Annotated in this window: 22 protein-coding genes and 1 riboswitch; of the genes, 5 read left to right on the top strand and 17 right to left on the bottom strand. The window is 29.0% G+C overall.

Features of this window, described 5'->3' with window-relative positions:
* Positions 1-74 precede the first annotated feature (74 nt).
* The 8 genes from B3B03_RS10930 to B3B03_RS10895 all read right to left on the bottom strand — a co-directional run bounded on the left by B3B03_RS10930 (position 75) and on the right by B3B03_RS10895 (position 9,394).
* Positions 75-1,055, bottom strand: a complete 981-nt coding sequence (locus B3B03_RS10930; RefSeq protein ID WP_346877303.1) for a biotin--[acetyl-CoA-carboxylase] ligase — start codon at positions 1,053-1,055, stop codon at positions 75-77.
* A 25-nt stretch (positions 1,056-1,080) separates the two neighbouring features.
* Complete coding sequence (locus B3B03_RS10925; protein ID WP_346877302.1) at positions 1,081-1,746, bottom strand: HDIG domain-containing metalloprotein; 666 nt, start codon at positions 1,744-1,746, stop codon at positions 1,081-1,083.
* Between the two features lie 275 nt (positions 1,747-2,021).
* The gene (locus B3B03_RS10920) at positions 2,022-3,551 is read right to left on the bottom strand and encodes a VanW family protein (RefSeq protein ID WP_346877301.1); all 1,530 of its coding nucleotides are present in this window, start codon (positions 3,549-3,551) and stop codon (positions 2,022-2,024) included.
* A 169-nt stretch (positions 3,552-3,720) separates the two neighbouring features.
* Positions 3,721-5,094: a VanW family protein gene (locus tag B3B03_RS10915; protein WP_346877300.1), complete on the bottom strand. Its 1,374-nt coding sequence runs from the start codon at positions 5,092-5,094 to the stop codon at positions 3,721-3,723.
* 305 nt (positions 5,095-5,399) lie between these two features.
* Entirely contained in the window at positions 5,400-6,578 is a 1,179-nt protein-coding gene (locus B3B03_RS10910) for an acetyl-CoA C-acetyltransferase (protein WP_346847420.1), read from the bottom strand.
* Between the two features lie 402 nt (positions 6,579-6,980).
* Positions 6,981-8,339, bottom strand: a complete 1,359-nt coding sequence (locus B3B03_RS10905) for a sigma-54 interaction domain-containing protein (protein ID WP_051824230.1) — start codon at positions 8,337-8,339, stop codon at positions 6,981-6,983.
* Between the two features lie 112 nt (positions 8,340-8,451).
* Positions 8,452-8,991 (bottom strand): Gx transporter family protein, encoded by a 540-nt coding sequence (locus B3B03_RS10900; RefSeq protein ID WP_035135090.1) that lies wholly within the window; start codon positions 8,989-8,991, stop codon positions 8,452-8,454.
* 10 nt (positions 8,992-9,001) lie between these two features.
* Positions 9,002-9,394, bottom strand: coding sequence for a NusG domain II-containing protein (locus B3B03_RS10895; protein ID WP_346847419.1), 393 nt, complete (start codon positions 9,392-9,394; stop codon positions 9,002-9,004).
* A 362-nt stretch (positions 9,395-9,756) separates the two neighbouring features.
* On the opposite strand from B3B03_RS10895, the gene B3B03_RS10890 reads away from it, so the two are divergent.
* Both B3B03_RS10890 and B3B03_RS10885 read left to right on the top strand, forming a co-directional pair.
* A complete protein-coding gene (locus tag B3B03_RS10890) occupies positions 9,757-10,152 on the top strand; it encodes an FMN-binding protein (RefSeq protein WP_198028602.1) in 396 nt (131 codons plus the stop codon).
* A 254-nt stretch (positions 10,153-10,406) separates the two neighbouring features.
* Positions 10,407-11,447, top strand: coding sequence for an FAD:protein FMN transferase (locus tag B3B03_RS10885; protein WP_346877299.1), 1,041 nt, complete (start codon positions 10,407-10,409; stop codon positions 11,445-11,447).
* A 32-nt stretch (positions 11,448-11,479) separates the two neighbouring features.
* Here B3B03_RS10885 and B3B03_RS10880 read toward each other — a convergent pair whose 3' ends face one another.
* The 9 genes from B3B03_RS10880 to cobT all read right to left on the bottom strand — a co-directional run bounded on the left by B3B03_RS10880 (position 11,480) and on the right by cobT (position 23,194).
* Positions 11,480-14,371, bottom strand: a complete 2,892-nt coding sequence (locus B3B03_RS10880; RefSeq protein WP_346877298.1) for a hypothetical protein — start codon at positions 14,369-14,371, stop codon at positions 11,480-11,482.
* A gap of 51 nt (positions 14,372-14,422) precedes the next feature.
* Positions 14,423-15,004, bottom strand: a complete 582-nt coding sequence (locus B3B03_RS10875) for an XRE family transcriptional regulator (RefSeq protein ID WP_346847416.1) — start codon at positions 15,002-15,004, stop codon at positions 14,423-14,425.
* Between the two features lie 406 nt (positions 15,005-15,410).
* A complete protein-coding gene (gene yjeM / locus B3B03_RS10870) occupies positions 15,411-16,928 on the bottom strand; it encodes a glutamate/gamma-aminobutyrate family transporter YjeM (RefSeq protein WP_346847415.1) in 1,518 nt (505 codons plus the stop codon).
* Between the two features lie 155 nt (positions 16,929-17,083).
* Positions 17,084-18,856 carry an aminopeptidase P family protein gene (locus tag B3B03_RS10865; RefSeq protein ID WP_346877297.1) on the bottom strand — a complete coding sequence of 591 codons (1,773 nt, stop codon included), beginning with the start codon at positions 18,854-18,856 and terminating at the stop codon, positions 17,084-17,086.
* Between the two features lie 49 nt (positions 18,857-18,905).
* Positions 18,906-19,760 (bottom strand): DegV family protein, encoded by an 855-nt coding sequence (locus B3B03_RS10860; RefSeq protein ID WP_346877296.1) that lies wholly within the window; start codon positions 19,758-19,760, stop codon positions 18,906-18,908.
* A gap of 285 nt (positions 19,761-20,045) precedes the next feature.
* The gene (cobS, locus tag B3B03_RS10855) at positions 20,046-20,861 is read right to left on the bottom strand and encodes an adenosylcobinamide-GDP ribazoletransferase (RefSeq protein WP_051823907.1); all 816 of its coding nucleotides are present in this window, start codon (positions 20,859-20,861) and stop codon (positions 20,046-20,048) included.
* Positions 20,862-20,876: 15 nt separating this feature from the next.
* Entirely contained in the window at positions 20,877-21,428 is a 552-nt protein-coding gene (gene cobU / locus B3B03_RS10850; RefSeq protein WP_346877295.1) for a bifunctional adenosylcobinamide kinase/adenosylcobinamide-phosphate guanylyltransferase, read from the bottom strand.
* Between the two features lie 45 nt (positions 21,429-21,473).
* Positions 21,474-22,061 (bottom strand): alpha-ribazole phosphatase, encoded by a 588-nt coding sequence (gene cobC, locus B3B03_RS10845; protein WP_346847410.1) that lies wholly within the window; start codon positions 22,059-22,061, stop codon positions 21,474-21,476.
* 59 nt (positions 22,062-22,120) lie between these two features.
* Entirely contained in the window at positions 22,121-23,194 is a 1,074-nt protein-coding gene (cobT, locus tag B3B03_RS10840; RefSeq protein WP_414632833.1) for a nicotinate-nucleotide--dimethylbenzimidazole phosphoribosyltransferase, read from the bottom strand.
* A gap of 159 nt (positions 23,195-23,353) precedes the next feature.
* Positions 23,354-23,526, bottom strand: a riboswitch (cobalamin riboswitch).
* A gap of 275 nt (positions 23,527-23,801) precedes the next feature.
* On the opposite strand from cobT, the gene B3B03_RS10835 reads away from it, so the two are divergent.
* The 3 genes from B3B03_RS10835 (at position 23,802) to B3B03_RS10825 (ending at position 26,697) form a co-directional block, all read left to right on the top strand.
* Positions 23,802-24,662, top strand: coding sequence for a DMT family transporter (locus tag B3B03_RS10835; protein WP_346877293.1), 861 nt, complete (start codon positions 23,802-23,804; stop codon positions 24,660-24,662).
* Between the two features lie 236 nt (positions 24,663-24,898).
* A complete protein-coding gene (locus tag B3B03_RS10830; RefSeq protein WP_346877292.1) occupies positions 24,899-25,993 on the top strand; it encodes an MGDG synthase family glycosyltransferase in 1,095 nt (364 codons plus the stop codon).
* Complete coding sequence (locus B3B03_RS10825) at positions 25,993-26,697, top strand: polysaccharide deacetylase family protein (protein WP_346847406.1); 705 nt, start codon at positions 25,993-25,995, stop codon at positions 26,695-26,697. The genes B3B03_RS10830 and B3B03_RS10825 overlap by 1 nt, the downstream gene beginning before the upstream one ends.
* The last annotated feature ends 1 nt before the right edge of the window (position 26,698 follow it).

Here is a 26,698-nt window from a genome sequence, read left to right as displayed (position 1 = left end):
ACGCCCATGCTGGGCGCACTAGAGTAAAAGGATTGAGCCTATAAAATAGACTTCAATCCTTTTAATTTATTAGTTTAAACATATCCATAGATTCCTCTTACAGATACTTCTCCAGATATTACTCTATTAATAGTACCATCTTTATGTTTTACTATTAATTCTCCTTCATCATCAATATCTATTACCGTACATATGACTTCATTATTTCCATTAATTACTCTTACCTCTTTATTTATAAGTAATGAGCCTTCTCTACAAATTTCTATAACTCTACTTATATCTCCTGTATTTTTAAAGTCTTCGTAAAACACTTCAAAATTATTCAATATATTAGCTACAAGTTTTTTTCTATCAACTTCATTTCCTAATTCATTTTTAAGGGATGTGGCTTTTTCCTTTAACTCATCTGGAAATGATTCCATATTAACATTTATACCAATTCCCATGATGACATAATTTACTCTTTCTATTTCTGCATTCATCTCAGTTAATATGCCACATATTTTTTTGCCATTAATGACTATATCGTTAGGCCACTTTATTCCTACAGAAATGCCCATCTCCTTTAGAGCAGTATAAACTGCTGCTGCACCAATTAAAGTAGCTCTAGGTGCTACCATAGGAGATATATTTGGTTTTAATACTATGGACATCCATATTCCTGTTCCTTTAGGTGAAATCCAACTTCTACCCAATCTCCCCTTCCCACTAGTTTGTTCCTCTGCAGCAACTACCATTCCTTCTATAGGATTATTACTACACTCTCTTCTGCACTGAACATTAGTAGAGTCTACTTCATCAAAATAAATGAAGTTTCTCCCTATATACTTAGTTGTAAGAAGAGGTAAAATCTCTTCACCATCTATAATATCCGGAGTACTTATTAGTTTATATCCTCTATTGGAAATTGATTCTATAACGTATCCTACTTCCTTTAAGCTTTTTATATGCTTCCATATTCCAGCCCTAGTAATTCCTAATTCCTCACTAAGTCTTTCCCCTGAAATATATTCATCCTTACTTTTTCTAAGTATGTTCAATATCTTCTTCTTCATTAAATACTTACCTTCCTAAGCTTTCTTATTTCTCAGGCAAATTATATGTCTCTGCCATTCTTTTTCTCTTATCAATATAATTCTGGCACCTTTCTAAGAAAATTTCAATATTTCTCTCTTCTTTTCTTACTTCCTCTTCCGTCTTTGGCCCTCTCCCTAATCTATCACATATTCCAAGAAGTCCTATATCCTCAATGTATCCACTTTTAACAACTCTATTAAGGTCTGCAAACTCATTATTTTTTACTACGAAAAGAATCTGCATATGAAGTCTAACTAGATTTACTACATAATCATAAAATCCTTTATCTTCATGAAGCTTTAAATAGGTTAAAAATTCTTCTGCCATTCTTGCTCCAACTTTATCATGGTCATAGGCAGTGAGGTAGCCTCTTCTTAACTTTGTAGTAGTTAACTTACCTATGTCATGTAAAAATGCTGCCCACATAAATCCCTTTGGCTCTTTGCTTCTATCTCTTCTTTTAGCAGCTTCATCTATAACCATCATAGTGTGAATCCAAACATTGCCTTCTGGGTGATGTTTAGGATTTTGCTCCACATCTTTTAACTTTAAAACCATGTTATAGGGATATATATCTGGATAACCATTATTTTCTACTAAGTTATTAAAATATATGGATGGCTTTTCATCTTCTAAAAGATGCTTTGTAAATTCTTCAAAATAATTCATTTAACTTTTCTCCCTTCTTATCATACCTATATAATTAATATTATTTACATATATAATATTTACTATTAATATAATAGGTCATGAAATTTTTTCTTATGCTGTTATACACAATATATTTTTATTAACATTATATTGTAACCAATTATTTAAATTCAATTAAATATTTACTATGATAAAATACCCTACAGTATAGACGGATATCTTGTCTATCTATAGGGTATTGATTATTCAAGAATAAATATCTTTATTTTTTCTTTCATTTCTTTATCATAATTTTAGTTACCTGCAGGTTTATCTGTTGGCTTTTCAGCAGGTTTTTCTGCCGGCTTGTCTGCTGGTTTTTCTGCCGGTTTTTCTGCTGGTTTGGTAACAGGAGCTTGTTCTACTTTTTTAGTACCTCTTTTTATTATTTTAGGTAGTGGTATATAAGTATCAGTATTCATAAGCTCTGTTGAAACTACATTACCATTTTCATAAGTAGTTCTATATGCCTTAACCTTATATCCCTGAGATCCATTCTGAGTAACCTTTTCTGTTCCTATAGGTAAAGTTGGATCATCCTCATATTTTACTGTTACAGGAATGGTCTCATAGGTTTCTGAGTTAAAGCTATATGTTTTTCCACCCTTAGCTGCAGAGTTAGAATATATATTAAAGGTTACATTTCCACCACTAGTATATCCTTCAATATATATTGGATATTTGTATGGATTTGTGAATACATAATCTATTCCTCCATAAGCAATAGTTGCATCAAGTCCTAACGGAACATATCCTACTGCCATGTTATGATTTAATCTTTGATCTGGAAGAATTCCTGAGTCTAATACTGCATTGTGAAGTGTTGAGGATACTTGGCAAATACCTCCTCCATATCCAATCTCCACCTTATTTCCTACATAAACGCCTCCTGGTTGATAACCTTTATCTGCTGTAGTGTCACCCACTGTAGTATTAAAACTAAAACTTTCTCCTGGCATTAGTACTATACCATTTACAGTTTGAGCTCCTAGTGATATATTGGTACTTCTACTCCAATCTGAACTTCCAAAGTTAGTAGTTTTGGTTCCAATTCTAGTGTTAATCGTTGATAATTTTTCTTTTGTCTTAGTAGGTACCTCTTTTTTTATAGTTGCAGTTACTTCTATGTTTCCTGCTTTACTTTCTGATACTTTAGCATTTATATCCTTAACTAATGCTTGTACATCCAAAGTCTTACCAACTACTTCTTCAGTAATGTTAAATCCTGAACCTGATTTCGCTATAGTAGCATCTTTTTTAGCAACATTAATTTCACTTTCCATTTTTTTAGCAACAGTATTTATAATTTCGTTATTATAGGTAAATGTTATTGGAAAGTCTTTTTTTTCAGAACTCTTTATTGCTTTAAACTTATCTAAATACCCAAGATCTCTATTATGGTTAAAAGCTTCGTTTACAGTTTCATCTATATTAAACTCTACATGTAAGTCAGTGTAGTTAATATCATACTCCTTATCTCCAGCTTTAATTTTAATACTTCTGTTCCCAATTTCGTCGTTATATTTACTATTTAGTTCTTGTACAACTTGGTCCTTGGCTTTACCACTTACATCTATTCCTTCAACCTGCACACCTGGCATAATTAAATTCTCATATTTTGATACAGTAGTATGGATGTATGTTGTTGTACCTAAAAATACTAAAAGAACTATAGTTATTACGGAAGAAATTGCTATGATCTTAGCTTTTTTATTAGATTTTTTATTCCCTGGGGTTAGTGAAAGCTTCGATCCATTCTCACCCTTCTCTAGATTCATATCCATAGTAACATTCCTTTCATTTTACAATTAAAAAATTGATTTAACATATAAATTATATCATATGTTAATCATATTTTCATTTATATTATTATTACGATTTCATTACATAATAATTTTCTATTGTAAAATTTTAACACAAGCATTGTATATATGCAATTCCTTCCCTATACCTCTATCCATTTCTTCTGATGATTTTATTTACAGGTTCATATATCTCATCATATATTACCTCTTCTTTTACTACCTTTTTATTTTCTAAGGTTTTTCTATAAACCTTTATCTTATAACCTTTACTACCTTGATTCTCAACTATTTCTTCCCCCTCATCCAAGTTTATGTCCTTTTTATATTCTATCTTTTGAGGTATTTCTTTATAGACTTTACTAATGACTTCATACTTTATATTTTCTAATTCTTTATAAGAATATATATTAAATGTTAATTTATTATTTTCTACTATACCATCTATATAAATGGGATATGGTAAAGTATTTTTAAACTTATAATCTACAACATTATAATAAATGGTTGCATCCATTCCTTTATCAACATACCCTATTGGCATAGAATGATGCGTTCTCTCCATAGGCAGAATTCCTGCTCTTATTATTGCATTATGAAGAGTTGTAGATACCTGACAAATACCTCCACCTAATTCAGGTTGAAGTTTATTATCTTTTATAACAGGTGCTTCTACATATCCTTTTTCTTTAGTGCTTTCACCTACTAGTTTATTAAAACTATATTCTTCCTCTGGCATTAAAACTATACCACTTGCTGCTTCAGTTGCTACCTTAATATTAGTAGCTCTAACATCACCTACAAAGTTTGTACTAAAACTAGATATTATTATATTAATCCTTTTCAAATCTTCAGTGTTTATTTCTGGATTTTCAATACTAATAGGCAATTTGAGAGTAACATCACCTTTATTATTCTCAGTATTACTTTTTACAACTTCTTCAACCTTAGAAATAAAATCTTTTCTATTTATTTCTTCTTTTGAAGAACTTTCACTTACTTTTAGTTTTCCATCTTCCTTGATGATAGTTGCATTTTTAACTTCCTTGTTGAGAGTTTTTTCAATTTCATCCAACAATGAATCTACAAAATTTGTATTATAACTATACTCAATATCAAAATCTACTTTTTTAGGATTTTTTATCAACTTATAACCTTCTCTTACAGATAAATCCTTTCCATAATCCAAAGCTTCCATAAGAGTTTCCTGTAAGTTGCTTTTTATATTTAAGCTTTCATAATCAATCTTATATTCTTTATCTTTTACCTTTACCTTAATATCATTATTGATAAGTTCTTTGCTTTTTTCATTTAAAAGCTTTATAGATTCCTCCTTAGTTCTACCACCCACTTCAATTCCTTCTACAAAAACTTGAGGATAAATTTTATTTACATAACTACTTACGGTACGCTTCATATATCCGTAATAAAATAGAAAATACACTACAATAAAAACAACTATTAAAGCAATAATAGTAAAAAAAGTATTTTTATTTCCTTTTCTTCTCTGATTTCTTTTTTCCATATAAAATTCTCCTCTCATGGTATTTAAATTAGCTTGTGTAGTATTTCATGAAATATTCTAGCTAAAATAAAAAATCAGCTCATTGTAAATTTACAATGAACTGATTTTTTTATTTATACTTAAAAAGTTATAGCTAATTAATATTTTTCTTTTCTCGCTTTGCTCGCAGGGACACTCCTTCTCACATTCGTTCGAAATGTTATACCAAAGATTTTCTTTTCTCGCTTTGCTCGTAAGGACACTCCTTCTCACATGCGTTCGAATGAGTAAGTTCGAATACCCAAATATAAAATTTGGATTCTCACTTATCTTTCTATTACTATTGCGATTCCTTGTCCGCCACCTATACATAGTGTAGCAAGACCTTTTTTGTTATCTCTCTTAATCATTTCATAGATAAGAGTAGTTAATATTCTAGCTCCTGATGCTCCAACTGGGTGTCCAATAGCTATTGCTCCACCATTAACATTTACTTTATTCATGTCAAATTTTAAATCTTTAGCTACTGCTAATGATTGTGCTGCAAAAGCTTCATTAGCTTCTATTAAATCTAAATCTTCAACTGTTAATCCAGCTTTAGATAAAGCTTTGCTTGTAGCTTCGAATGGTCCATATCCCATTATTTGTGGATCAAGACCTGCTGATGCATAAGATTTTATAGTTGCAAGATAGTTAACTCCTAGTTGTTCAGCTTTTTCTTTAGACATAACTATGAACATAGCAGCTCCATCATTTATTCCTGAAGCGTTACCAGCAGTAACTGTTCCACCTTTTTTGAAAGCTGGCTTAAGTTTTCCTAATTTCTCTATTGTTGAACCAAATTTAGGGAACTCATCTGTATCAAATACAATTGGATCTCCTTTTCTTTGAGGTATTTCAACTGGTACTATTTCATCTTTAAATCTTCCTTCTTTTACAGCCTTTTCAGCTTTTAATTGGCTACTTAAAGCAAATTCGTCTTGCATTTCTCTTGTAAGACCCCATTTTTCAGCTATGTTTTCTGCAGTAACTCCCATATGATAATCATAGAACGCATCCCAAAGACCATCTTTAATCATAGTGTCAACCATTGTTGAATCACCCATTCTTTGTCCCCATCTAGATGTTGGTAATACATATGGTGCATTACTCATTGATTCTGTTCCACCACAAAGGATTACATCTGCATCTCCTGATTTAATTGCTTGAGCTGCTAATGTTACAGCTTTTATTCCTGAACCACAAACTTTATTAATACTAATTGCTGTAGATTCTTCTTTTAAACCAGCCTTTAAAGCTACTTGTCTTCCAACATTTTGTCCAAGCCCTGCACTTATAACATTTCCTATAATCGCTTCATCTATAATAGCTGGATCTATTCCTGCTCTTTTTATTGCTTCTTTTGCAGCTACAGCACCAATTTCAGCTGCTGATAATTTTGATAATGAACCTCCAAATGATCCTACTGCTGTTCTAGCAGCACTTACAATAACAACTTCTTTCATTTTTAACTCCATCCTTTTCTTAAAAATTTTTTCTTTAAATAATTCGTTACGTTAGAAACTATTTTATCCCCTGCTTATATATCTACATAGGGTTACAAAGTCTATGTTTATTACTCTTATTTATATAGCAGTTTCCATGCCAACTTCTACAATCCCCTAAATATCTACTTTCTCGTGAATTAGGGAAAATAACATTGTAAACTACAGTTTACGGTTTTTCCTTAAACAAATCTTTGTTAATATTATAACTTCAATGTTAAATAAATCACCTAAAGCAAAATCAATAATTAGCAGATTTTTTTCATCATTTATTAATACATTTAATCTATTTAAAGGGTTAATTCTCCAAACTAAAGCACACATGTAAACNNGTTTACATGTGTGCTTTAGTTTACACTTTTTTTAAAGTTCCATATTAAACCTCTTCATTTTTTTATAAAGACCTTGCCTACTAATACCCAAAACCTTAGCAGTTTCATTTTTATTACCATTAAGTTTCTCTAGAGTTTCTGTAATTACCTGCTTTTCTATTTCTTCTACTATATCTTTAAGTTGTTTATTTTCATAATCAACCTTTCTTTTGTTACAATCTAATATCTTTGCGGGTAAATGCTCTGGTAATATTTTAAGCTCTGTATTAAGTAAATTTATTGCTCTTTCAATAACATTTTCTAGTTCCCTAACATTACCTGGCCAGTTATAACATTTAAGATAATCCAAGGTTTCTTCTGATATACCTTCACTATATATTCCATACTTATTACATAGCTTAACTCTTAATGCCTCTGCAAGTGGTCCCACATCTTCAATTCTTTCTCTTAGTGCTGGAAGCTTAACATGCATAACATTTAATCTATAGTATAAATCTTGTCTAAACTTACCCTCTTGAGTTAACTGTAATAAGTTTTTATTGGTAGATGCTATAATCCTAACATCTATCTTTTTTACATCATTACTACCAACTCTTACAATTTCTCTATCTTGAAGAACTCTTAATAACTTCACCTGCATAAAAAGAGGCATATCTCCTATTTCATCTAAAAGAATAGTTCCTCCATCTGCAAGCTCAAATTTACCCTTCATTCCTGTTTTTTTCGCTCCTGTAAATGCTCCTTCTTCATAGCCAAACATTTCTGATTCAAATAGTTCTGTTGGTATAGCTCCACAATTTATTTTAACAAAGGGTTTTCTGGCTCTTTTACTACTATTGTGTATGGACTGTGCAACTAATTCTTTTCCTGTACCACTCTCCCCTGTAATTAATACAGATGAATCTCCTCTTGCAATCTTCTCAGCAAATTTTATAGCAGTTAAGAAGCTTGAGCTATTTCCGATAATTTTATCAAAAGTATAGGTTGCTTTATTCTCTACAGTGAGTTCATTTTTATAAAATTGAACCTCTTTTTCTAAATGGGATATCTTACTACTTAATATTTTAAAATTATCTATATCTTTAAACATAACTCTACCTATGGCGCCTCTAATTTTTCCATTAATTATTATAGGAACTCTCATAGATATCATTTTATGTTCATTAACCTCTTGAATATCTCCAACTTCTTTAAATCCATTTTTAGCTATAAGATGTAATTTTGTGTTTGGAATAACCTTAGTTACATGTTTCCCCTCTGGTTCTTTACACCCTAAAAACTTCTTGTATCCATCTGTCATCATTGTTATAATTCCATCTTCATTAACTACTACAATGTATTCATTTAAACTATTAAATGCAAAATTGAGTATTTCTTCATCAACTCTCATATATTTTTCCTCCTAAATAAAATACATTATTTTATGTTTCTATCTATTAAGTGTAACTATATCCTTATTTAATATATTTATATCCATTTGAGCTATTTTAATTAAACTTATTTTAAAACCAATTGTTATTTACACCAAAAACTTTTTTTAAATGTTCTACTGCAAAATTGCCTGTAATTCCAACAAATATGCCAGTCCCTATCCCTGCCACGCTCATAACAGGTAAATAGAGCATAACACTCATGGTTTTTACTATTAGTGATGCTGCAAGTAATTGTCCTACATTATGAAATACTGCCCCCGCACAACTTACTCCTACAATACTTATCTTTTCTTTTCCAAGGTGTTTTGCAAATACCATAAATATATAACTTAAAATCCCACCAGATAAACTATACATTAATCTAGATATACTTCCTCCAAACATTACGGAAAGCAAAATTCTTAAAAACATGACTAAAAAAGTCTCTTTATAACTTAAGGTGTATAATGCTATTACCGTAATAATATTAGCAAGACCTAGTCTTGTGCCCGGAGTTATAAATGGTACTGGTATCATATTTTCAAATATGTGTAGCACCATGGACATTGCTACTAATAGGGATATATATATCATTTTTCTAATATTTTTACTAGCTTCTTTACTATTCATTTTCTTCACCTCAACGAGAAATTACATCTTCCCCTTCACTACTCTTTTGTTCCCCTACTATTTCAATGATTAACCTATTAGGCAGACATACTATTCTTTCTCCAACCGCTCCTATAAATCCTTCATTTACACATATTTCATCCTTACAATCTGCATCTACAATTCCTATTTTCATTTCATGAATTACAACTCGATTAAATCCATAGGAAGATTTAATAGTAAATTCTTCATCTAACCCTGTGGTTAGTTCCACTCTCTTTGTCTCTTTGCCATCTATAGAAATAACAGCATAATTTATTCCTTTATAATTACTCTGATAATTTTTTAGCATAATGTAAGGTATAAATGACACTATTAGTAACACTACAATTATTACTATATCCATTCTCTTCATTAATTTCATATTCATTCTTCTCCTATCCAACAATAGTTTAAACAAAGTAATTTTAATCTTTTATTGTTATTATATCAATATGTTCACCTAAATTCCTTAGTGATTAAAAAATTTCAGAAAAATAATCTTTAACCTATAATAACAATATACATACTCTAATGTATTTTTATGTTATTAATGTTAACTTTAATCATAAATTGTAAATAATTTTTTAACAATTTTCCTGGAAATATATTTACTATTATTTTAGTTTAGTTTATAATTAAATCATAAAAATAGTATGTTTCTTAAACTAGAAATATTTTTAGGAGGTAACATTAATGAATAAAAAAGTTCTAGCTTTATTATCCTCAGTAGTTTTAACTGCTGGAATGTTAGTTGGTTGTGGTTCAAAAGGAATGAAAGATGGAAGCTATAAATCTGAATTTGACACTTTTGATGATCACGGTTGGAAAGGACAAGTTGAAATTACAGTTGCTGATGGAAAAATCACTGATGCTAAATTCGACTATGTAAATGAATCTGGAGATCTAAAGAGTAAAGATGCCGAATATCAAGAAAAAATGACAAAAGTATCTGGAATTGGCCCTGTTGAGTTCTCAACTCAATATGCAGAAGCTCTTGTAGAGAAACAAGACCCTGCAACAGTTGATGCAATAACTGGAGCAACTACTTCTGGAGATGATTTTAAACTTTTAGCCGATGCAGCTATCCAACATGCAAATGATGGTAAAACTGAAACTGCTGTAGTTAAAGCTAAAAAATAGTATTTTCATAAATAGTATAGTAATAAGACTTTAGGATATCCTGAAGTCTTATATTTATTTCTCCATATTTATATAGTTATTACTAGTTTAAAAAATTCTATGTATTTTATATTTAAAAGTTTCACCTAATAAATTATAATGTTATTATTAATATAAAGATATAATTCACTTTAATAATGTTTTAACAATATATAAATTTTTTTATTTAAATATTAAAACTTTATATTACTATGCATATAACTAAGGAGGTCCCTATGAAACTTTTTAAAAAACTTTCTTGCATTTTAGTTCTATTTGTAACTATTATTATTGTTGCAGGATGTGCAAATCAAAAATTACCTATTAAGCCAATTAGTAAAACAGAGCTAGTCATTGGTACAGTGTGTACCATAACCATATATGATAAAAGTGATACAACTATAATAGATGAATCTTTTGCTCGTTTAAGAGAACTAGAAAATATATTAAGTATAAGTAAGTCTAATACCGAATTGGATGAAGTAAATAATATGGCAGGAATAGAACCTGTTGAGGTTAGTAATGATACTTTTAATGTGGTAAAAAAAGGACTAGAATATTCTAAACTGTCTGGTGGTTCACTAGATATCACTATTGGACCTTTGGTAAAGTTATGGGGAATTGGTACAGATAATGCTAAGCTTCCCTCAGAAAAAGAAATTAATGAAAAAAAGGCTTTAATTGATTATACTAAAATTCAAATAGATGAATCAAAAAAAAGTATATTTTTAAAAGATTCCAATATGATTATAGATTTAGGTGCAATTGCAAAGGGGTATGCTGCTGATGAAATAGTTAAAATCCTAAAAAATGCTGAAGTATCCAGTGCAATTATTGATTTAGGTGGTAATATTTATGTACTCGGTGACAAGATAGATGGTACCCCTTGGAAGGTAGGAGTTCAAAACCCTGAAAAATCCGGTAGTGATACTATTGGATTTGTAAGTGTTAGTAATAAATCTATTGTAACCTCTGGAGTGTATGAAAGATACTTTGAGCAAGATGGTAAAAACTATCACCATATTCTAAGTCCAGATACAGGTTATCCATATGACAACAACATCTTAGGTGTGTCTATATTATCTAATAACTCTATAGATGGTGATTCTCTATCAACTACTTTATTTGCCCTTGGGGTAGATGAAGGTTTAAAACTTATTAACTCATTAGATGATGTTGAGGCAATTTTTATAACTAAGAACCATGAACTATACCTAACTAATGGCTTTAAAAAAGCATTTACCCTTACAAATAATAATTATGAAATAAAAGAATAATAAATGGCTATGGTAGTCCCATAGCCATTTTTTTAAACTAATTTATAGCATTTACTATTATTATATACCATATTATGATCAAGTTGTTTGATATATTTTAATACCTCTACATCTACAAATTTCATAAGAACTTCTAATTCCTCATTCTTTTTAGTAATCTCTTCATGAGATTTTGTCATATCCATCTCTGCTTGCTCAACTATATTTTTATCTATTGTAATATCATTTAGAGTTCCTTCAAATATATCTTTTATTTCTTCCTTTAACTTGTCTGAAAGTCCTCTTAAGTTTTCCATTATATTATTGCTTAATATAGCAGCAATATTATCCTTATTTTCTATGACTTGATTTTTAATTTTTATTCTAGTACTTTCTGCCTTTTCTTCTGACTTCATAAACATTACCTTAATTCCACCAGCTACTGTACTTAAGAATTTCTCATTTGGTATTACAGTAACTTCATAATTAATACTATTTAAGAATTCATCATGTAATACTAAAAATTCCTTCAGTAGCTCTTCAAGTGGTTTTATATCTATGGGTTTAATTTTACTTGTAAAATCACCATAGGCAGATATTACAGTATCTCTATTATCCTTTATCTTTTCTATAGTCTCTTGATGGTATCCATAGAGCTTTGAATACTTAGTTATATAAACCTCAAATTGCTCTAACATTAAATCATATATATTTTTATTACACCAATTTACAATAGTTTCACTAAATATCTTTTCAGCCTTATCCTTTAGTGTTGAAGTTTCTTCTAAGTCATCTATAGCATCTAGTTTTTTTTCTATGAGATCAGGGATAATTATTGATATCTTTTCTTCAGCATATTTTCCTAAAAACTCTATATCACCCTGAATTTTTGTAAAAAATTCATTATAGTTTGATTTAACTTCATCTGCTAGGTTTATATATTCTGATACACATTCCTTAAGGGTATATCTTCTTTCCTTATAAACTGCATTTTTAAATTTTATGTCTTCTCTAATTCCATCTAAAGTTTTATTTATATTGGTCTTAAAGTCATTAAATTTCATATTTATTATATTTTCTGAAGTTTGTCCTATAAGTGTTTCTAATAACTCTCTAGAATCAAAAAAGTCTTTTTGGTCAAATAATATAATTTCTCTTTTATAATCTAGCATATTTTCCAATAAAGCTTTATTATAACTTAATGCTTCAGCCTTATAATCACTACTTTTTGTATTAATAAGAATAGCCAATATAGAATTGTTACAATCTTCCAATATATGTTTAATATAAGTTACATCAATATCCCTTAACTCTTTATGACCATCTATTACAATAATATTTTTATCTGCCATTTTACCATGAATAGACTTATCATAAGTTATAATACATTTATTAGGATCTCTTAATAAATTATTCTTTGTAATAACTTCACAACTATAATAATCTTTAATATATGATTTTAACTCAAGTTGTTTATTGCTAATAAACACAATATCCTTATCTTGTAAAAAGATCTTTTCTCCAACAATATTGTTTAAAGTTTCTTCTACCTCTCTATCTTGAATTGCATTAATACCTATTATTGTTTTTTTACTACTACTTCTAATAAAGTCACTAGTATCAAATTTAGATTCTATACCATAGCTTGTACATATATCTTTTACATTATTATATAAGTATAGCCAAGGATATTCTCTTAAATTATAGTTTTCCCTTTTAGTTCCATCTATAGATATTTCTTTACATTCTTCTATATAATTAAGTAGATCCTTATTTATATTAAATATATTGATTATGGAAGATAACTTAGTTGAAGTTTCAATTGCTTTTTCATAATTATTGTTTTGAACCGCAGCATTCATTAAATAAAACGCAAAGTCAAATTCATACTCTCTTAAAAATACTTCTTTATACTTTCTTATTCTTATATCTTCATAAATTTCATTTAACACACATACTGCTTGAGAACAATTTATAAAATCTCCGTGTTTATAATCTATAATTTTAAAACTTTGTCTTAGATAACTTAATACTTTAATAAGTTGTTCTTCCTCTTGTCTGATACCTTTGTATAAGCTTAAAATTAAAGTACTCCATTCAACAATTTTAAGCTCTTCCATTAATATATTACAGAACTTTATAATCTTATCTACACATTCTATATCTAGGGATTGTGCTTTTGTGCATATAGTATTCATTGCATTTATCCAATGAGGGCTACTATCCTTACAATATTCCTCTATTGAGATATCTATGGCATTAGAGTAAGATTTTTCTGTTGTAAAATACTCTACAACATCTATATTTATTCCTTTAAATGAAGATAATATTTTTATTACATTTCTAGCTGCCTCATTTGCTTTATCTATAATGTTTAATTCTTTACTTGCTCTATATACGCAATAGTTTTTTTGTATGTATAATATTTCTTCTTCTCCAATTATACTTTCATATAAGTATAAAGCTTCTTCAACTTCAACCATATCACCAAGATTTTTTCTTGCCCACATTAATAGTTCAAAAAATACTACTCCACTTTTACATTGAATTTCTTCAGTTTGAAATTTATTTCCACTTTTTAAGAATTCCTCCATAACCTCTATTACTTTAGAAAAGTAATCCTTTGACAATTCAAATTCTTTTCTCTCAAAATATATTTCTCCTAGTGAGTAGTATGATACTATAAGATTTCTAAAATCCTCATACTCCATATTCCCAATTACTTTATAATCTAACTTTTCTATAATTTTTTTTAAAAACTCAGTAAGGTTTACTTCATTTACATCTATTCTAAATATATTTTTAACACACCAGTTATAATAATGCTTTACCATTAAGCAGGGTTCACAGGTAATCTTACTGTCTGTAATATCTAGATAAAAATTCAATTTACCTAAATTGTTTTCACACTGCTGAAGGAATTTCATCTGTTTTTTTAAAGACAATTCATTCACTCTCCTTATTTTATTTAGTCATACATGACATTTGTCTATATTTTATATGATGTTACTTTTGCTAGTTGCTGCAGGATTAGGAACACTTGCAACTAAAATTTTGCATATTTTATTAGTATAGTTTGCATAGTTATGATTAATAGAAGATTTAAAATGTGCTGAATCACCGGGGTAAAGATACTGCTTTTCATCATTTATGAATAAAGTTATAATTCCTTCTAATACATATATAAATTCTTCACCTTCATGCTGATAAGTATTTAAATTTTCCTCTGTATTGGTAGGCAATATTTCAATTAATCTAGGCAATATAGTTTTATCTTCAGGATTATTTGATAATACATAATTAATATGAAGGGCATTATCTATTTTATATATATCTCTTTCGTAACTCTTTTGTATAAATCTTTCTCTCCTCTTACTAGTTGATAGTAAAAAGTAAGATAATTCAACATCTAAAGCTTCTGCTATATTAAGTAAAGAATCTGTAGCTATACTGGTAAGACCTCTTTCTAATTGAGATAAAAACCCAGTAGATAAAGATGTTTTTTCGCTTAGTTCCTTTAATGTCATCTTTTTATTAGTTCTAAGTTCTTTAATTTTGCTTCCTATGATTTTATTCAACCGTTCCACCTCTTTGTTTAATTTAACTTTTTATATAGAGCCTAGCTGCTTTAACACTGTGGTTAGCTACTATGTAAGGAATAATAATGTCATCAACTAGAGCTACTGACTATTTGAGTATATGTTCAACTAAACTTCAATGGAGATAAAACTCCCTCTAAGCTAAGTTTCACTTGATATTAATATTATTACTCAATACCTAAGTATTGTCTAGCTAAGTTTATAATTTATAAATAAATTTGATAAATATAAATAAATGTTTATAAAATTTTCACCAAAATAAAAGACATATTAAAACTTCTATAATAATAAATTTTATATTTAAATGTTTTTACAAAATAAAGTCCAGATATTATTTATCTGAACTTTATAATCTTTAGAACATATTCTTCAATGCAAATTTTTCTTAATTATTTTTCTTTAAGTTCTTTTCATATCTAGCAAAAAGTACTAAGGCAACTATTGAAAAGAATATTGGTCCTGCAATACTCCATATAGTTTTAGCCATATCTCCATTCATAGCTGGCTCAATTATTGAGAAAAAGTTAGCAAATCCAACTGTAGCTGTTACTACAATAGTTACGAGTATTATAAATCCTTTACCTTTGAAAACTTGGAAAGGTTTCTGTATTCCTGCTCTTCTTTTAAATGATATAAATGCTCCAGACAAGAACATATATGGAATTGTCATAGCTACATTAGTCATGGCTACAAGAATACTAAAGAATTCTTCCATAGCTTCTCCACCAAATCCTACTAATAAAATCATAATTATTACTACTATAGCCTGAATAAGCATTGCATTTACAGGCATACCTTTTTTCATTTTTGCAACTGAATCGGGGAATAACCCCTTAGGAGTTCCTGCTATTAATTGCTTAAGTGGTGCATATGTTAAAGTAAAGAACGCTCCTGTAAGAGCAAGTAGCATTGATAATCCAACAAATCTAGCTATCCAGTTACCAATTTGTACTGAAATAGCTTCAGTTGCTCCAAAGGTTACTCCAAATTGATAACCTAAATTATTCATTATAAGATAACCTACATTTCCCATGTGAACTATATCTCCATACTTACCATTTGTTCCAAGTATAGCATCCCAATTTGTAAATATTCCAACACAGAATAATCCTACTGCATATCCAACAGCTATGATTATAGCAGATATAGCAAGACCTTTAGGAAAGTTTTTTTCTGGTTCATCTGTTTGATCAACCAATCCTCCAACTACCTCAATACCACCAAAGGCAAATAAAGCAAATACCATAAATGATAATATTGATATTGAACTTTGATAAGCTGGGTTAGGCGATGATATAAAAGTTGTAGAATTAACTATAGGTTGTGCTAATTCTCCACCATTTCCTATTAATATAACTATGGAACCTAGTATTAACAATATATTAAGTGCTGCTACAGCTGTACCTCCTACTGAAGTAATCTTTTTAATTTTTTCTATGCCCTTAGTTGACACGAAGGTAACAAATATAATCCAAAGAACAGCAAGTATGGCAAGAGTTTGACGCCCTCCAAAACCAAATATACTCCATGTACTAGTTGTATCTGTACCATAAATTGCATTAGATAAAGTTACCCATATTCCAGAAGATACATTAACCATCCATATTACCGTTGACGTATACCACATAAATGTCCCTATAAATGCATACTTAGCATTTACCGACTTCTCCATCCATGAATATATTCCTCCGGTTTCATTTTTAAATGCGGCTCCATATTCAGCCATCATAAATGCAAATGGAATAAAGAATAATATTGCAGCTATAATGAAGAAGGGTATTGAACCATACCCCATTAAATAGTATGACCTGGGCATATTATTAAAGCCATATACAGATGTAAAAATCATTAATATCAGTGCTGTGATAGATAACTTTTCTGTACTACCTTTCTTTGATGACATTATTTTTCCTCCTTTGTAGCTAAATTAAGTTTAAAAACTTAATTTTATCTAATTACTTATTAAATAAGTAATCTTATTTTATTTTTCACCATAATAAAATAAATATGTAAGAAAAATAAGAAACCACAAATATCCATTGTGGTTTCTTACTTTTTTTAAATCTCTTTGGTTGCATTTCTTAACCATAAAACCTCATCCTCTAATAAATAGGGACTTAACTTTTCTAATACTTTTTTATGATAATCATTTAACCAAGATTTTTCATCTTCATTAAGCAAAGATATATTTATTGCATCTAGTTCATAAGGACATAAAGTTAAATCTTTAAAGCACATAAATTTTCCAAAATCATTTTTTTCTTTTTCTTGAACAGCTATTAAGTTTTCAATTCTTACCCCATGTTTATCAGCTTTATAAACTCCAGGTTCATTAGATACTATCATGCCTTCTTCTAAAGCAATTGGATTTAATTCTCTTCTTATCCCCTGTGGACCCTCATGTACATTAAGTAAATAGCCAACTCCATGTCCTGTTCCATGTTTAAAGTCTAATCCTTTGCTCCAAAGAGCTCTTCTTGCTAAAACATCAAGACTACATCCCGGAGTTCCTTCCAAGAATATTGCTGTAGATAGATTTAGATGTCCTTTTAAAACTAAAGTATAATCTTCCTTTTCTTCTTCTGTAAGTTCACCTAGGGCTATAGTTCTTGTAATATCCGTAGTTCCATCTAAATATTGAGCTCCAGAATCTACTAGGAACAATCCTTTTGGTTGTAGTTTCAGACTAGACTCTTCAGATGCTTTGTAGTGAATTATAGCTCCATGAGGACCATATCCCGCAATGGTATCAAAGCTTATGTCTATAAAATCCTCACCTTCTGCTCTAAGTTTTTTTAGTTTTTCAGCCGCTGATATTTCTGTTATCTCTCCACTATTTACATTTTCTTTTACCCACTTTATGAATTTTACCATAGCTATTCCATCTTTTATATGGGCATTTTCTATATTTTTAAGCTCTACAGAATTTTTTCTAGCTTTTAAATCCGTAGTTATATTCCTTTTTTCTATTGTGTTAACTTCTTTATTTATAGATTCCTTAAGCCATACATTAGTTTTGCTTGGATCAAAGGTTATATTTCCTTTAATTAACTTAAGATCTGATACTATGTCATTATAATCTTTTATAGATATTGATTTACTACTTAATAGATTTATAATTTTTTCATTTAATTTTTCCTTATCTACATATAGAATATACTTGTCATCACTAATTAAGAAATAACTTAAGAATACAGGATTACATTCCACATCTCCGCCTCTTAAATTTAGAAGCCATGCTATATCATCTAAAGATGCTAATAATAAGTTATTTACATTAATATTTTTCATTTCTTCTTTTACTAAAGTTAACTTTTCTTCTACAGTTTTTCCTGCATAAGAATCTTCATGAATAAATATTTTATTATTAGGCATAGTTGGCCTATCTTTCCAGATAATATCAAAAATATCTTCTTCAGGTTTTGTTTTAATCCCCTTTTCTTCAAAAGCTTCTTCTAAATCATGAAGCTGAGAAACTGTAAACACCTTTCCATTAAAGCTGACAGTATCTCCTGATTTCACATTATCACAGATCCATTGTGTATAGGTTTTAACACCTGGTTCACCCATACGTTCTAGTATGTATTCTGTACCTTGAATTTGTTGTTCTCCTTGAAGAAAATATCTTCCATCTACCCATAAATGAGCTTCTTTCTCCGTTATAACAACAGTTCCAGCAGATCCAGTAAATCCTGAAATCCATTGTCTCACTCTAAAATAGTCACTTACATACTCACTTCCATGATTATCTGAACTTGGAATAATAAAAGCGTCTATACTTCTTTCTTTCATTAAACTTCTTAAACTTTCAATTCTTGATTTAATATCCACTTTAACATCTCCTTATAAAATAAATTTTATTAATGTTTAAATATCAATCTTATTTTTCAGTATAATAAACAACTCCTACAGTTTTAGGTCCTACATGACAGCCTATCACAGGCCCAATGCATTGTATATCTACATCTATACCTAATATTTCTTTGATTTTATTAGCTAGAACCCTTCCTTCTTCTTCACAGTTTATGTGATGAACTATTACCTGTCCAAGTCCTCTATTTTTTATATCCTTTTGCAATTTTTCTATAATTTTAAGTATTGCCTTCTGTTTTGTTCTAACTTTATCAAAAACTGAAGTCTTTCCAGCTTCTACAGTAAGTATAGGTCTAATTTGAAGAAGTGCTCCAAATAAAGCGGCTGCTCCTCCTATACGACCACCCTTTTTCAAATATTCTAAAGTATCTGGTACAAATAAAAACCTACTCTTACTCTTTATAGCCTCTACTCCAGCTATAACTTCCTCCATAGATTTACCTTCCTCAGCCAGTTTTGCTGCTTCCAAAACTGCATATCCCATTTGCATACAGTTAGATGCTGAATCTATAACTTCCATCCTAGCCTTAGGATATTTGTCCATTATCATTGTTTTTATTAGTTGATTACAAGTAGCATATGTACCACTCATTTCTGAGGATATAAAAACTCCTAATGCTTCATGTCCTTCACCTATAACCTGGTCAAAGCTATTAAATAAATCATCTATACTTGGTTGAGATGAAGTAGGTATACTATCTAGCTTCTCCAAGGTTTTATAAAACTTATCATTTTCAATTTCTATTTCTTTATTCGCTATATTATTTATAACAACACCTAAAGAAACTACAGTAATATCATATTTTTCTATGAGCTCCTTTGGTATATAACTAGTACTATCTGTTATTATTTTTATACTCATAAATCTTGCCTCCAAATAACAATAATTATATGCTTATTATTAATTATAATCATAATTAATATTTATTTTTATATTATATTTAATTCTAATATAATATTCTAATTTTCAAAAATATAAAACTCTCTACGGAGCTAACATTTAAGTAATATAATATTTAAATTAAGTTTGCATCTCAAATTTAAAATTCAAGATGCAAACTACAATATTAATTATATACAACTTTCTAAACAATATTATAATTATATCAATACCAGATTTAAAAATATATAGATAACCATTATTTTCTTAAAAAATCATACTACTAATTAGTATAAATAAAGCTAGCTCAACAATTTCATTATTGGCACCCAGGGTATCTCCAGAATGCCCTCCTATTTTGCTATTACAAAACAAATTAAATATTATAGTAACTATAAGTCCACCAAGTAAAAGTATAATAATATATTTAATATTAAAGAATAAACTTCCAATAAGTAAAGTAAGAGTTAATGCTCCTGTAAAATATACACCATTAGTATTTCCAATGTAAAAATTCCCAGTACCTTCTTTCTTAGCTGACTTTCCTATTAAAGCAATAAATACAGTAAATAATCTACTTATCATTGGTACTACTATTATCATATAACCTATAGATTTTGTTCCTATATAATATATTCCTAAAGCCTTAACTGCTATATCTATAATCATGGCTAATACTCCAAAAGAACCTACTCTACTATCCTTCATTATCTCAATTATTCGCTCTCTACTTCTAAAAGAAAAGAATCCATCACAGGTATCTCCTAGTCCGTCCATGTGAAGTCCACCTGTAATAAATATTCCAACTATAACTGTAATTATAGCAACCATAGGTAATGGCAACCATATAGATGTAATATAAAAAATTAAATATTCAATAGCCCCAAGAATGGCTCCTACTACGGGAAAATATAAAGTAGCTTTTTTAAAGTTTTCTTTCTCACAAGCCAAAGATATATTTACCGGTATTCTAGTTATAAATTGGAATAGTAAAAGAAAATTATTAAAGAAAATCTTTTCTTTTCCTATGGCTCCTAATACCATAATAGCTATTATAGCTAAAATTATCAAATTTTTAATCATAACACTGCTCCTCGTCTATCCCTTTATTTTTAGTCCTTGTCCACAACAAACTAAATATACCTCATCACAAATATTTGCTACATGTTGATTTATAAAACCTTGAATATCTCTAAAAATTCTAGATAATTTGTTTTCAGGCACTAATCCCCATCCAACTTCGTTGGTAATTAATACAACTTCTTTATCTAACTCTTTACACTTTTCTAAGAATAATGTAAATTCATTCTTTATGCTATCACATATTTTATCTATTTTATCATCACTTATATTATCGTAATTTGTAGTGATTTCAAACATTAAATTGGTAGTCATTATAGTAACGCAATCTAAAAAAATATATCTTTCAGTAAATCTCTCTATTTTTTTATGTAAGTCTTTATAGCTTTCTAAGGTTTGCCACTTTTTATTTCTGCTTTCCTTATGCTTTTCTATTCTGTGCTTCATTTCATCGTCTGTTACTATAGCTGTTGCTATATATAATACATCATCAGTATATTTAAATAGATTTTCTCCATATTTACTTTTCCCACTTCTACATCCACCAGTAACTAAAGTTAATTTACTCATTTTCTTTCTCCTCTTCTTTTATCCTCATAAACAAATTAATTAATATTAAAATTCTACTGGAATTATACTATCAATATAAAAGTACCCGTATTCTAATTTAATTATGGACAAATCTGCATTTTTAGAATTAAACCTCCAATAATTATCTAAACTACCTTCCAATATATAAGTATATATTGTTCTTATAATTCCTCCATGGGTACAAATAAGTATATTTTCAACTGATTCTTTTTTTAGTTCTTCCATAAAGCTTTTCACTCTATTATAAACCTCTATAAAGCTCTCTCCATTCTCTATGGAATACTCCTTCCAATCATTTGTCCAAGTATCATATTCTAACTTAAATGAATCTTGTAACTGCTTATAGTTTTTTCCTTCAAAGATTCCAAAGTTTCTTTCATTCAATCTAGAATCTACTTTAACTCCTTCTCCTTCATATATTTTTTTAAGGGTTTCCTTTGCTCTTTTTTTTTCACTACAAAACACTTTATCAAAGTTTATATGCTTCAATTTTTCTCCTACCAATTCTGCTTGCTTAATTCCCTTTTCTGTTAGTTCACAGTCTATATCTCCATAGTAAGTCTTTTTTATATTTTCTTCTGTTTCCCCGTGTCTAACTATATATATTTTCAATTACTACACTCCTTTATAAAAAGCCGTACATCAATAACCTATCTACACCGGTTCATATTCTATTGTTTTCTTATATCTATATAATCCTTTTTATCTATGCCGGCTTCATTAAAGGAATCCATATTATTCATAGTAAAAACAGCACTCTCTATTATTCCAAAGGCTATTGGACATCCACTACCTTCACCTAATCTCATTCCTAAACTAAACATAGGTTCAAGTCCTAAAGTTTTCATTGCATATTGTGCTCCTGGTTCTGCTGATAGGTGAGATGCAAACATATACCCTGAAGCCTTTGAGCTTAATTCCTTTGCACAAATAGCTGCAGCTGATGATATAAGCCCATCAATTACCACTGGCACTTTATATATAGCACCTCCTAAAAATACTCCACAAAGGCCAGCTATATCAAATCCACCTACCTTACTAAGCACGTCTATTACATCATTTTTGTTAGGCTTATTTATTTCAATAGATTTTTTTACCATAGCCTTTTTATGGGACAATCCATCATCTGTTAGACCTGATCCTTTACCAACTATTAAATCACTATCAATTCCAGAGAATACACTTATTATAGCTGCAGAAGTAGCTGTATTACCTACTCCCATCTCACCAGTTCCTATTAAATCATATCCTTGATTTTTTAACTCCTTAACAATATCAATTCCTATCTTTATAGCTTTGATAGCTTCTTCCCTAGTCATTGCAGGACCTTTAGTCATATTACTTGTACCATATCTAATCTTTCTGTTAATTATTCTAGGATCAGTAAATTCCTTATCCACTCCTATATCAACCACAGTAGTATCATTATTGTAGTATCTACTTAATATACACACTCCAGTAGTACCCTTTACAAAATTTTCTGTAACTGTAGCTGTTACCTCTCTTGGGCATGAAGAAACCCCTGATTCTTGAATTCCATTATCAGCACACATTATAACTATATTTTTCTTTTTTATTTTTTTTATATGCTCACCCTTAATACCACTAAGTTTTACAACAATCTCTTCTAAGACTCCTAAACTTCCTATAGGTTTGCTTAAATGATCTATGTAATTCTTAGAATTATTCATTACTTCTCTATTTACCTCTTCAATACCACTTAATAACTTTTTTAATTCATCCACTCTCATCACTCCATCTAAATTTATTCTGTAAAATTTATTCTTTAAATAGTTTTATTATAACTAAAAACACCCTTATCCTCTAAGATAAGGGTGTTAATACACATAACTAAATTTATTAAACTAAAAAATAGTTTGATATACTCTTCCCTCCGAAGGTCTCAACTAACAAAGTTTTAGGCAGGTCTCCTGGCTCACGGCTTATCCTCATCATTCCCTTCCCAGTGAATTACCAGTGGTATCATGACTTGTATCCGTACACAGTAGCGGGGGCTGCAGTGGCTTTTAACCACTTTCCCTATTAAACTTAATGTACCTTAAACTATTATTCATTTAACTTAAATTATATACTACTAGTATAACTTATTCAACAATCTTTATGGACTCCATATTAAATAATACATATATAACTTTAGGTCATTAACTATAAATATAAATTAAATTTACATAACATTCGTAAATATCCCTATTCCCTTGAAAAATTTATGAAATAGTGGATAATTATAATTGATAAGTAATATCATTTGAATTGCATTTATAACTTTACTGTGATACATAAACTGTATTTTAAAATAGTTTATAAAAATTAACTTAAGATTGGAGACGTACTATGAGTAATAGAATTAAAGGAATAATATTAATTATTTTATCTGCATTTGGCTTTGCAATGATGTCTGCCTTTGTAAAGCTATCTGGAGATTTACCCTCTATGCAAAAGGCTTTTTTTAGAAACATAGTTTCTTTTGTCATAGCCCTTGGTATGATTATATATCACAAAGAAAGTTTCTTTGGCAAAAAAGAAAACCAAAAGCTTCTTATTATGAGATCCACTTTAGGCACATTAGGAGTAATATTAAACTTTTATGCTATAGACCATCTTATTCTTTCAGATGCTAATATGCTTAATAAGCTAAGTCCTTTCTTTGTAATACTTTTCTCTGCTATCTTTTTAAAAGAAAGATTGCAGCTAAGGCATATTACTATCATTGCTATTGGTTTCCTTGGATCACTACTTATTATAAAGCCTGCTTTTAGTGTAGATGTAATTCCTTACCTCATAGGGCTTTCATCTGCCATATTTGCTGGCTCTGCCTATACCTGCGTTCGAGCCATTGGAAACCGTGAAAAGCATTATACTGTGGTGTTTTATTTTTCTTGCTTTTCTGTAATAACAATTTTCCCATTTATGATATTTTCTTATACACCTATGACTTTGATTCAATTTACCTACTTAATATTAGCCGGTATCTTTGCAACTATAGGACAATTTGGAATTACTCTAGCCTATAAGTATGCACCTGCAAAAGAAATATCAATTTTTGATTACTCTAATATAATCTTTTCAGCTATTATAAGCATGTTAATATTTAACCAATCCCCTGATATCATAAGTATTTTAGGATACATAGTTATATTTTCTGCTTCACTTTACATGTTTATGTACAATAAAAAACTAGATAACCTTAAATAATATAATAAAAAGTGTTGTCTCAAAGTTAATTCTTTTGAGACAATCCTTTTTATTATATATCTAAGGTCTTTATTTCTCTATTTAATATAGTAATTTATTATTAATTTATGTTTAGCTTAATAATTTCCTCCAAATCTTTAATAAATCTTAAGATTTATTAAAGGTATTTCTTAAGATTTACCATGTAAAATAAAACCATAGTAAAAATTATGTAGAATTAATGGGGGGTTTAAAATATGAAAATATTAATTCTTACAGGAAAATTTGGTATGGGCCATTATTCAGTATCTAAATCTTTATGTGAACAAATTCAGTCTAATCATCCTAATGCATCAGTAGTTATAAAGGATGTTTTTGAATATTCGTTACCAAATTATTCCAATGCAATTTATAAGGCTTTTAATGTTATGGTGAACAAAGGTAGTGTGTTTTATAATCAAGTTTATAAAATTACGGAAAATAGAAAATATAATATGAATCCTATGTTTTTAAAATACTTTCTTCCTAAGCTTGATAACCTAATTAAAGATGTAGAACCTAATATTATTATTTCTACTCTACCCTTTTGCTCTCAACTAATATCAAGATATAAGATGAAATATAATCCATCTCTTCCGCTTATAACTTGCATAACGGATATTAGTAGTCATTCAGAGTGGCTTAATGATAATACTAATTGTTATTTAGTTGGAAGTAACTCTTTAAAAAAGGATTTAATTTTAAAAGGTGTTCCTGAAAACAAAATATTTATTAATGGAATACCAGTAAAAGAGGAATTTAAAAAATCTATAACTAATAGTTCTTCTAATGAAAAACAGCTCCTTATTATGGGCGGTGGATTAGGGCTATTACCCAAGTCTATGGAATTTTATAACCAGCTTAATTCTTTAGAAAATGTAAAGACTACAGTTATTACAGGAAAAAATACTGAAATCTATAATATGCTTTATGGAAAATATGAAAATATTAATGTACTTGGATATACTGATGAGGTTTATAAATATATGCAAAAAGCAGATTTAATACTTTCTAAACCTGGTGGAATAACTTTATTTGAAAGTATTTTCTCAGAAACACCTTTAATTGCCTTTAAGCCTTTTCTTCAACAAGAAATTAATAATACTAACTTTATATTAAATAATGGTATTGGAAAGGTTCTTGAGACAAGTCCTGATAAATGTTTTGATAAAATAAAAAAAATTATTTTTGATGATGCAATACTAGATAATCTTTCTAATAATATAAAAATTTTTAAAAAACAATTTGATTGTACATCAATTGAAAAAGTATTACTTACTTTAGAAGCTAATATGGATGGAGCGTGTGCTTAATGTACTTTACTACTTTAACAGCTATTATTATAATTATTTTTCTAATTCACTCAATTATACCAACTTTATACAACAAATATATAAATTCAAATATTATTAAACTCACTAATAAAGATAATGAAATAATGCTAACTTTTGATGATGGCCCTGATGAAAGATATACTAATAATCTTTTAGATGTGCTTAAAGAAAATAAAATTAAAGCTACTTTCTTTGTTGTTGCAGAGAATGCTAAGAATAATCCTGAAATAATCTATCGTATGCATAAAGAAGGGCACACTATAGCACTACATTCTTTAGCCCATAAAAATGCTCTCTTTTATAGCTATAAATATACGAAAAAAGATTTTAAAAATAGTATAGAAATCATGAAAAACTTCAATTATCAAATCAACTATTATAGACCTCCTTGGGGACATAGTAATATCTTTACAAACTTTTTTGTTAAACAGTATAATTTAAAAATGATTTTATGGGATGTTATGGCAGAAGATTGGAGTAAATATGCTACAGTAGATTCTATATCTTCAAAGTTAATACTACGCACTGATAGAAATTCTATTATATGTCTACATGATGCAGGAGAGAATTCAGGGGGTGCCTCCAATGCTCCTCTTAAAACCATTGAAGCATTATCTACAGTTTTACCTAAGTTAAAATTAGTAGGTTATAAATTTATAACACCAGAAAGGTTAGGACATTAAT

Source organism: Clostridium sp. UBA5712 (genome assembly GCF_002419845.1).
Lineage (GTDB): Bacteria > Bacillota > Clostridia > Clostridiales > Clostridiaceae > Clostridium_J > Clostridium_J sulfidigenes.
The sequence above is the reverse complement of the archived record's forward strand: the minus strand, read 5'-3'. Positions and strand labels throughout refer to the sequence as shown.

Coding starts and splice junctions, on each gene's coding strand:
- B3B03_RS10860 (WP_346877296.1), bottom strand. CDS start 19,760: ATGAGTATAAAAATAATAACAGATAGTACTAGTTATATACCAAAGGAG.
- B3B03_RS10900 (WP_035135090.1), bottom strand. CDS start 8,991: ATGAATAGTAAAGAAGCTAGTAAAAATATTAGAAAAATGATATATATA.
- B3B03_RS10925 (WP_346877302.1), bottom strand. CDS start 1,746: ATGAATTATTTTGAAGAATTTACAAAGCATCTTTTAGAAGATGAAAAG.
- B3B03_RS10915 (WP_346877300.1), bottom strand. CDS start 5,094: ATGGAAAAAAGAAATCAGAGAAGAAAAGGAAATAAAAATACTTTTTTT.
- yjeM (WP_346847415.1), bottom strand. CDS start 16,928: ATGTCATCAAAGAAAGGTAGTACAGAAAAGTTATCTATCACAGCACTG.
- cobU (WP_346877295.1), bottom strand. CDS start 21,428: ATGAGTAAATTAACTTTAGTTACTGGTGGATGTAGAAGTGGGAAAAGT.
- cobS (WP_051823907.1), bottom strand. CDS start 20,861: ATGATTAAAAATTTGATAATTTTAGCTATAATAGCTATTATGGTATTA.
- B3B03_RS10930 (WP_346877303.1), bottom strand. CDS start 1,055: ATGAAGAAGAAGATATTGAACATACTTAGAAAAAGTAAGGATGAATAT.
- B3B03_RS10885 (WP_346877299.1), top strand. CDS start 10,407: ATGAAACTTTTTAAAAAACTTTCTTGCATTTTAGTTCTATTTGTAACT.
- B3B03_RS10910 (WP_346847420.1), bottom strand. CDS start 6,578: ATGAAAGAAGTTGTTATTGTAAGTGCTGCTAGAACAGCAGTAGGATCA.
- B3B03_RS10905 (WP_051824230.1), bottom strand. CDS start 8,339: ATGAGAGTTGATGAAGAAATACTCAATTTTGCATTTAATAGTTTAAAT.
- B3B03_RS10895 (WP_346847419.1), bottom strand. CDS start 9,394: ATGAAATTAATGAAGAGAATGGATATAGTAATAATTGTAGTGTTACTA.
- B3B03_RS10890 (WP_198028602.1), top strand. CDS start 9,757: ATGTTAGTTGGTTGTGGTTCAAAAGGAATGAAAGATGGAAGCTATAAA.
- B3B03_RS10920 (WP_346877301.1), bottom strand. CDS start 3,551: ATGGATATGAATCTAGAGAAGGGTGAGAATGGATCGAAGCTTTCACTA.
- B3B03_RS10835 (WP_346877293.1), top strand. CDS start 23,802: ATGAGTAATAGAATTAAAGGAATAATATTAATTATTTTATCTGCATTT.
- B3B03_RS10830 (WP_346877292.1), top strand. CDS start 24,899: ATGAAAATATTAATTCTTACAGGAAAATTTGGTATGGGCCATTATTCA.
- B3B03_RS10825 (WP_346847406.1), top strand. CDS start 25,993: ATGTACTTTACTACTTTAACAGCTATTATTATAATTATTTTTCTAATT.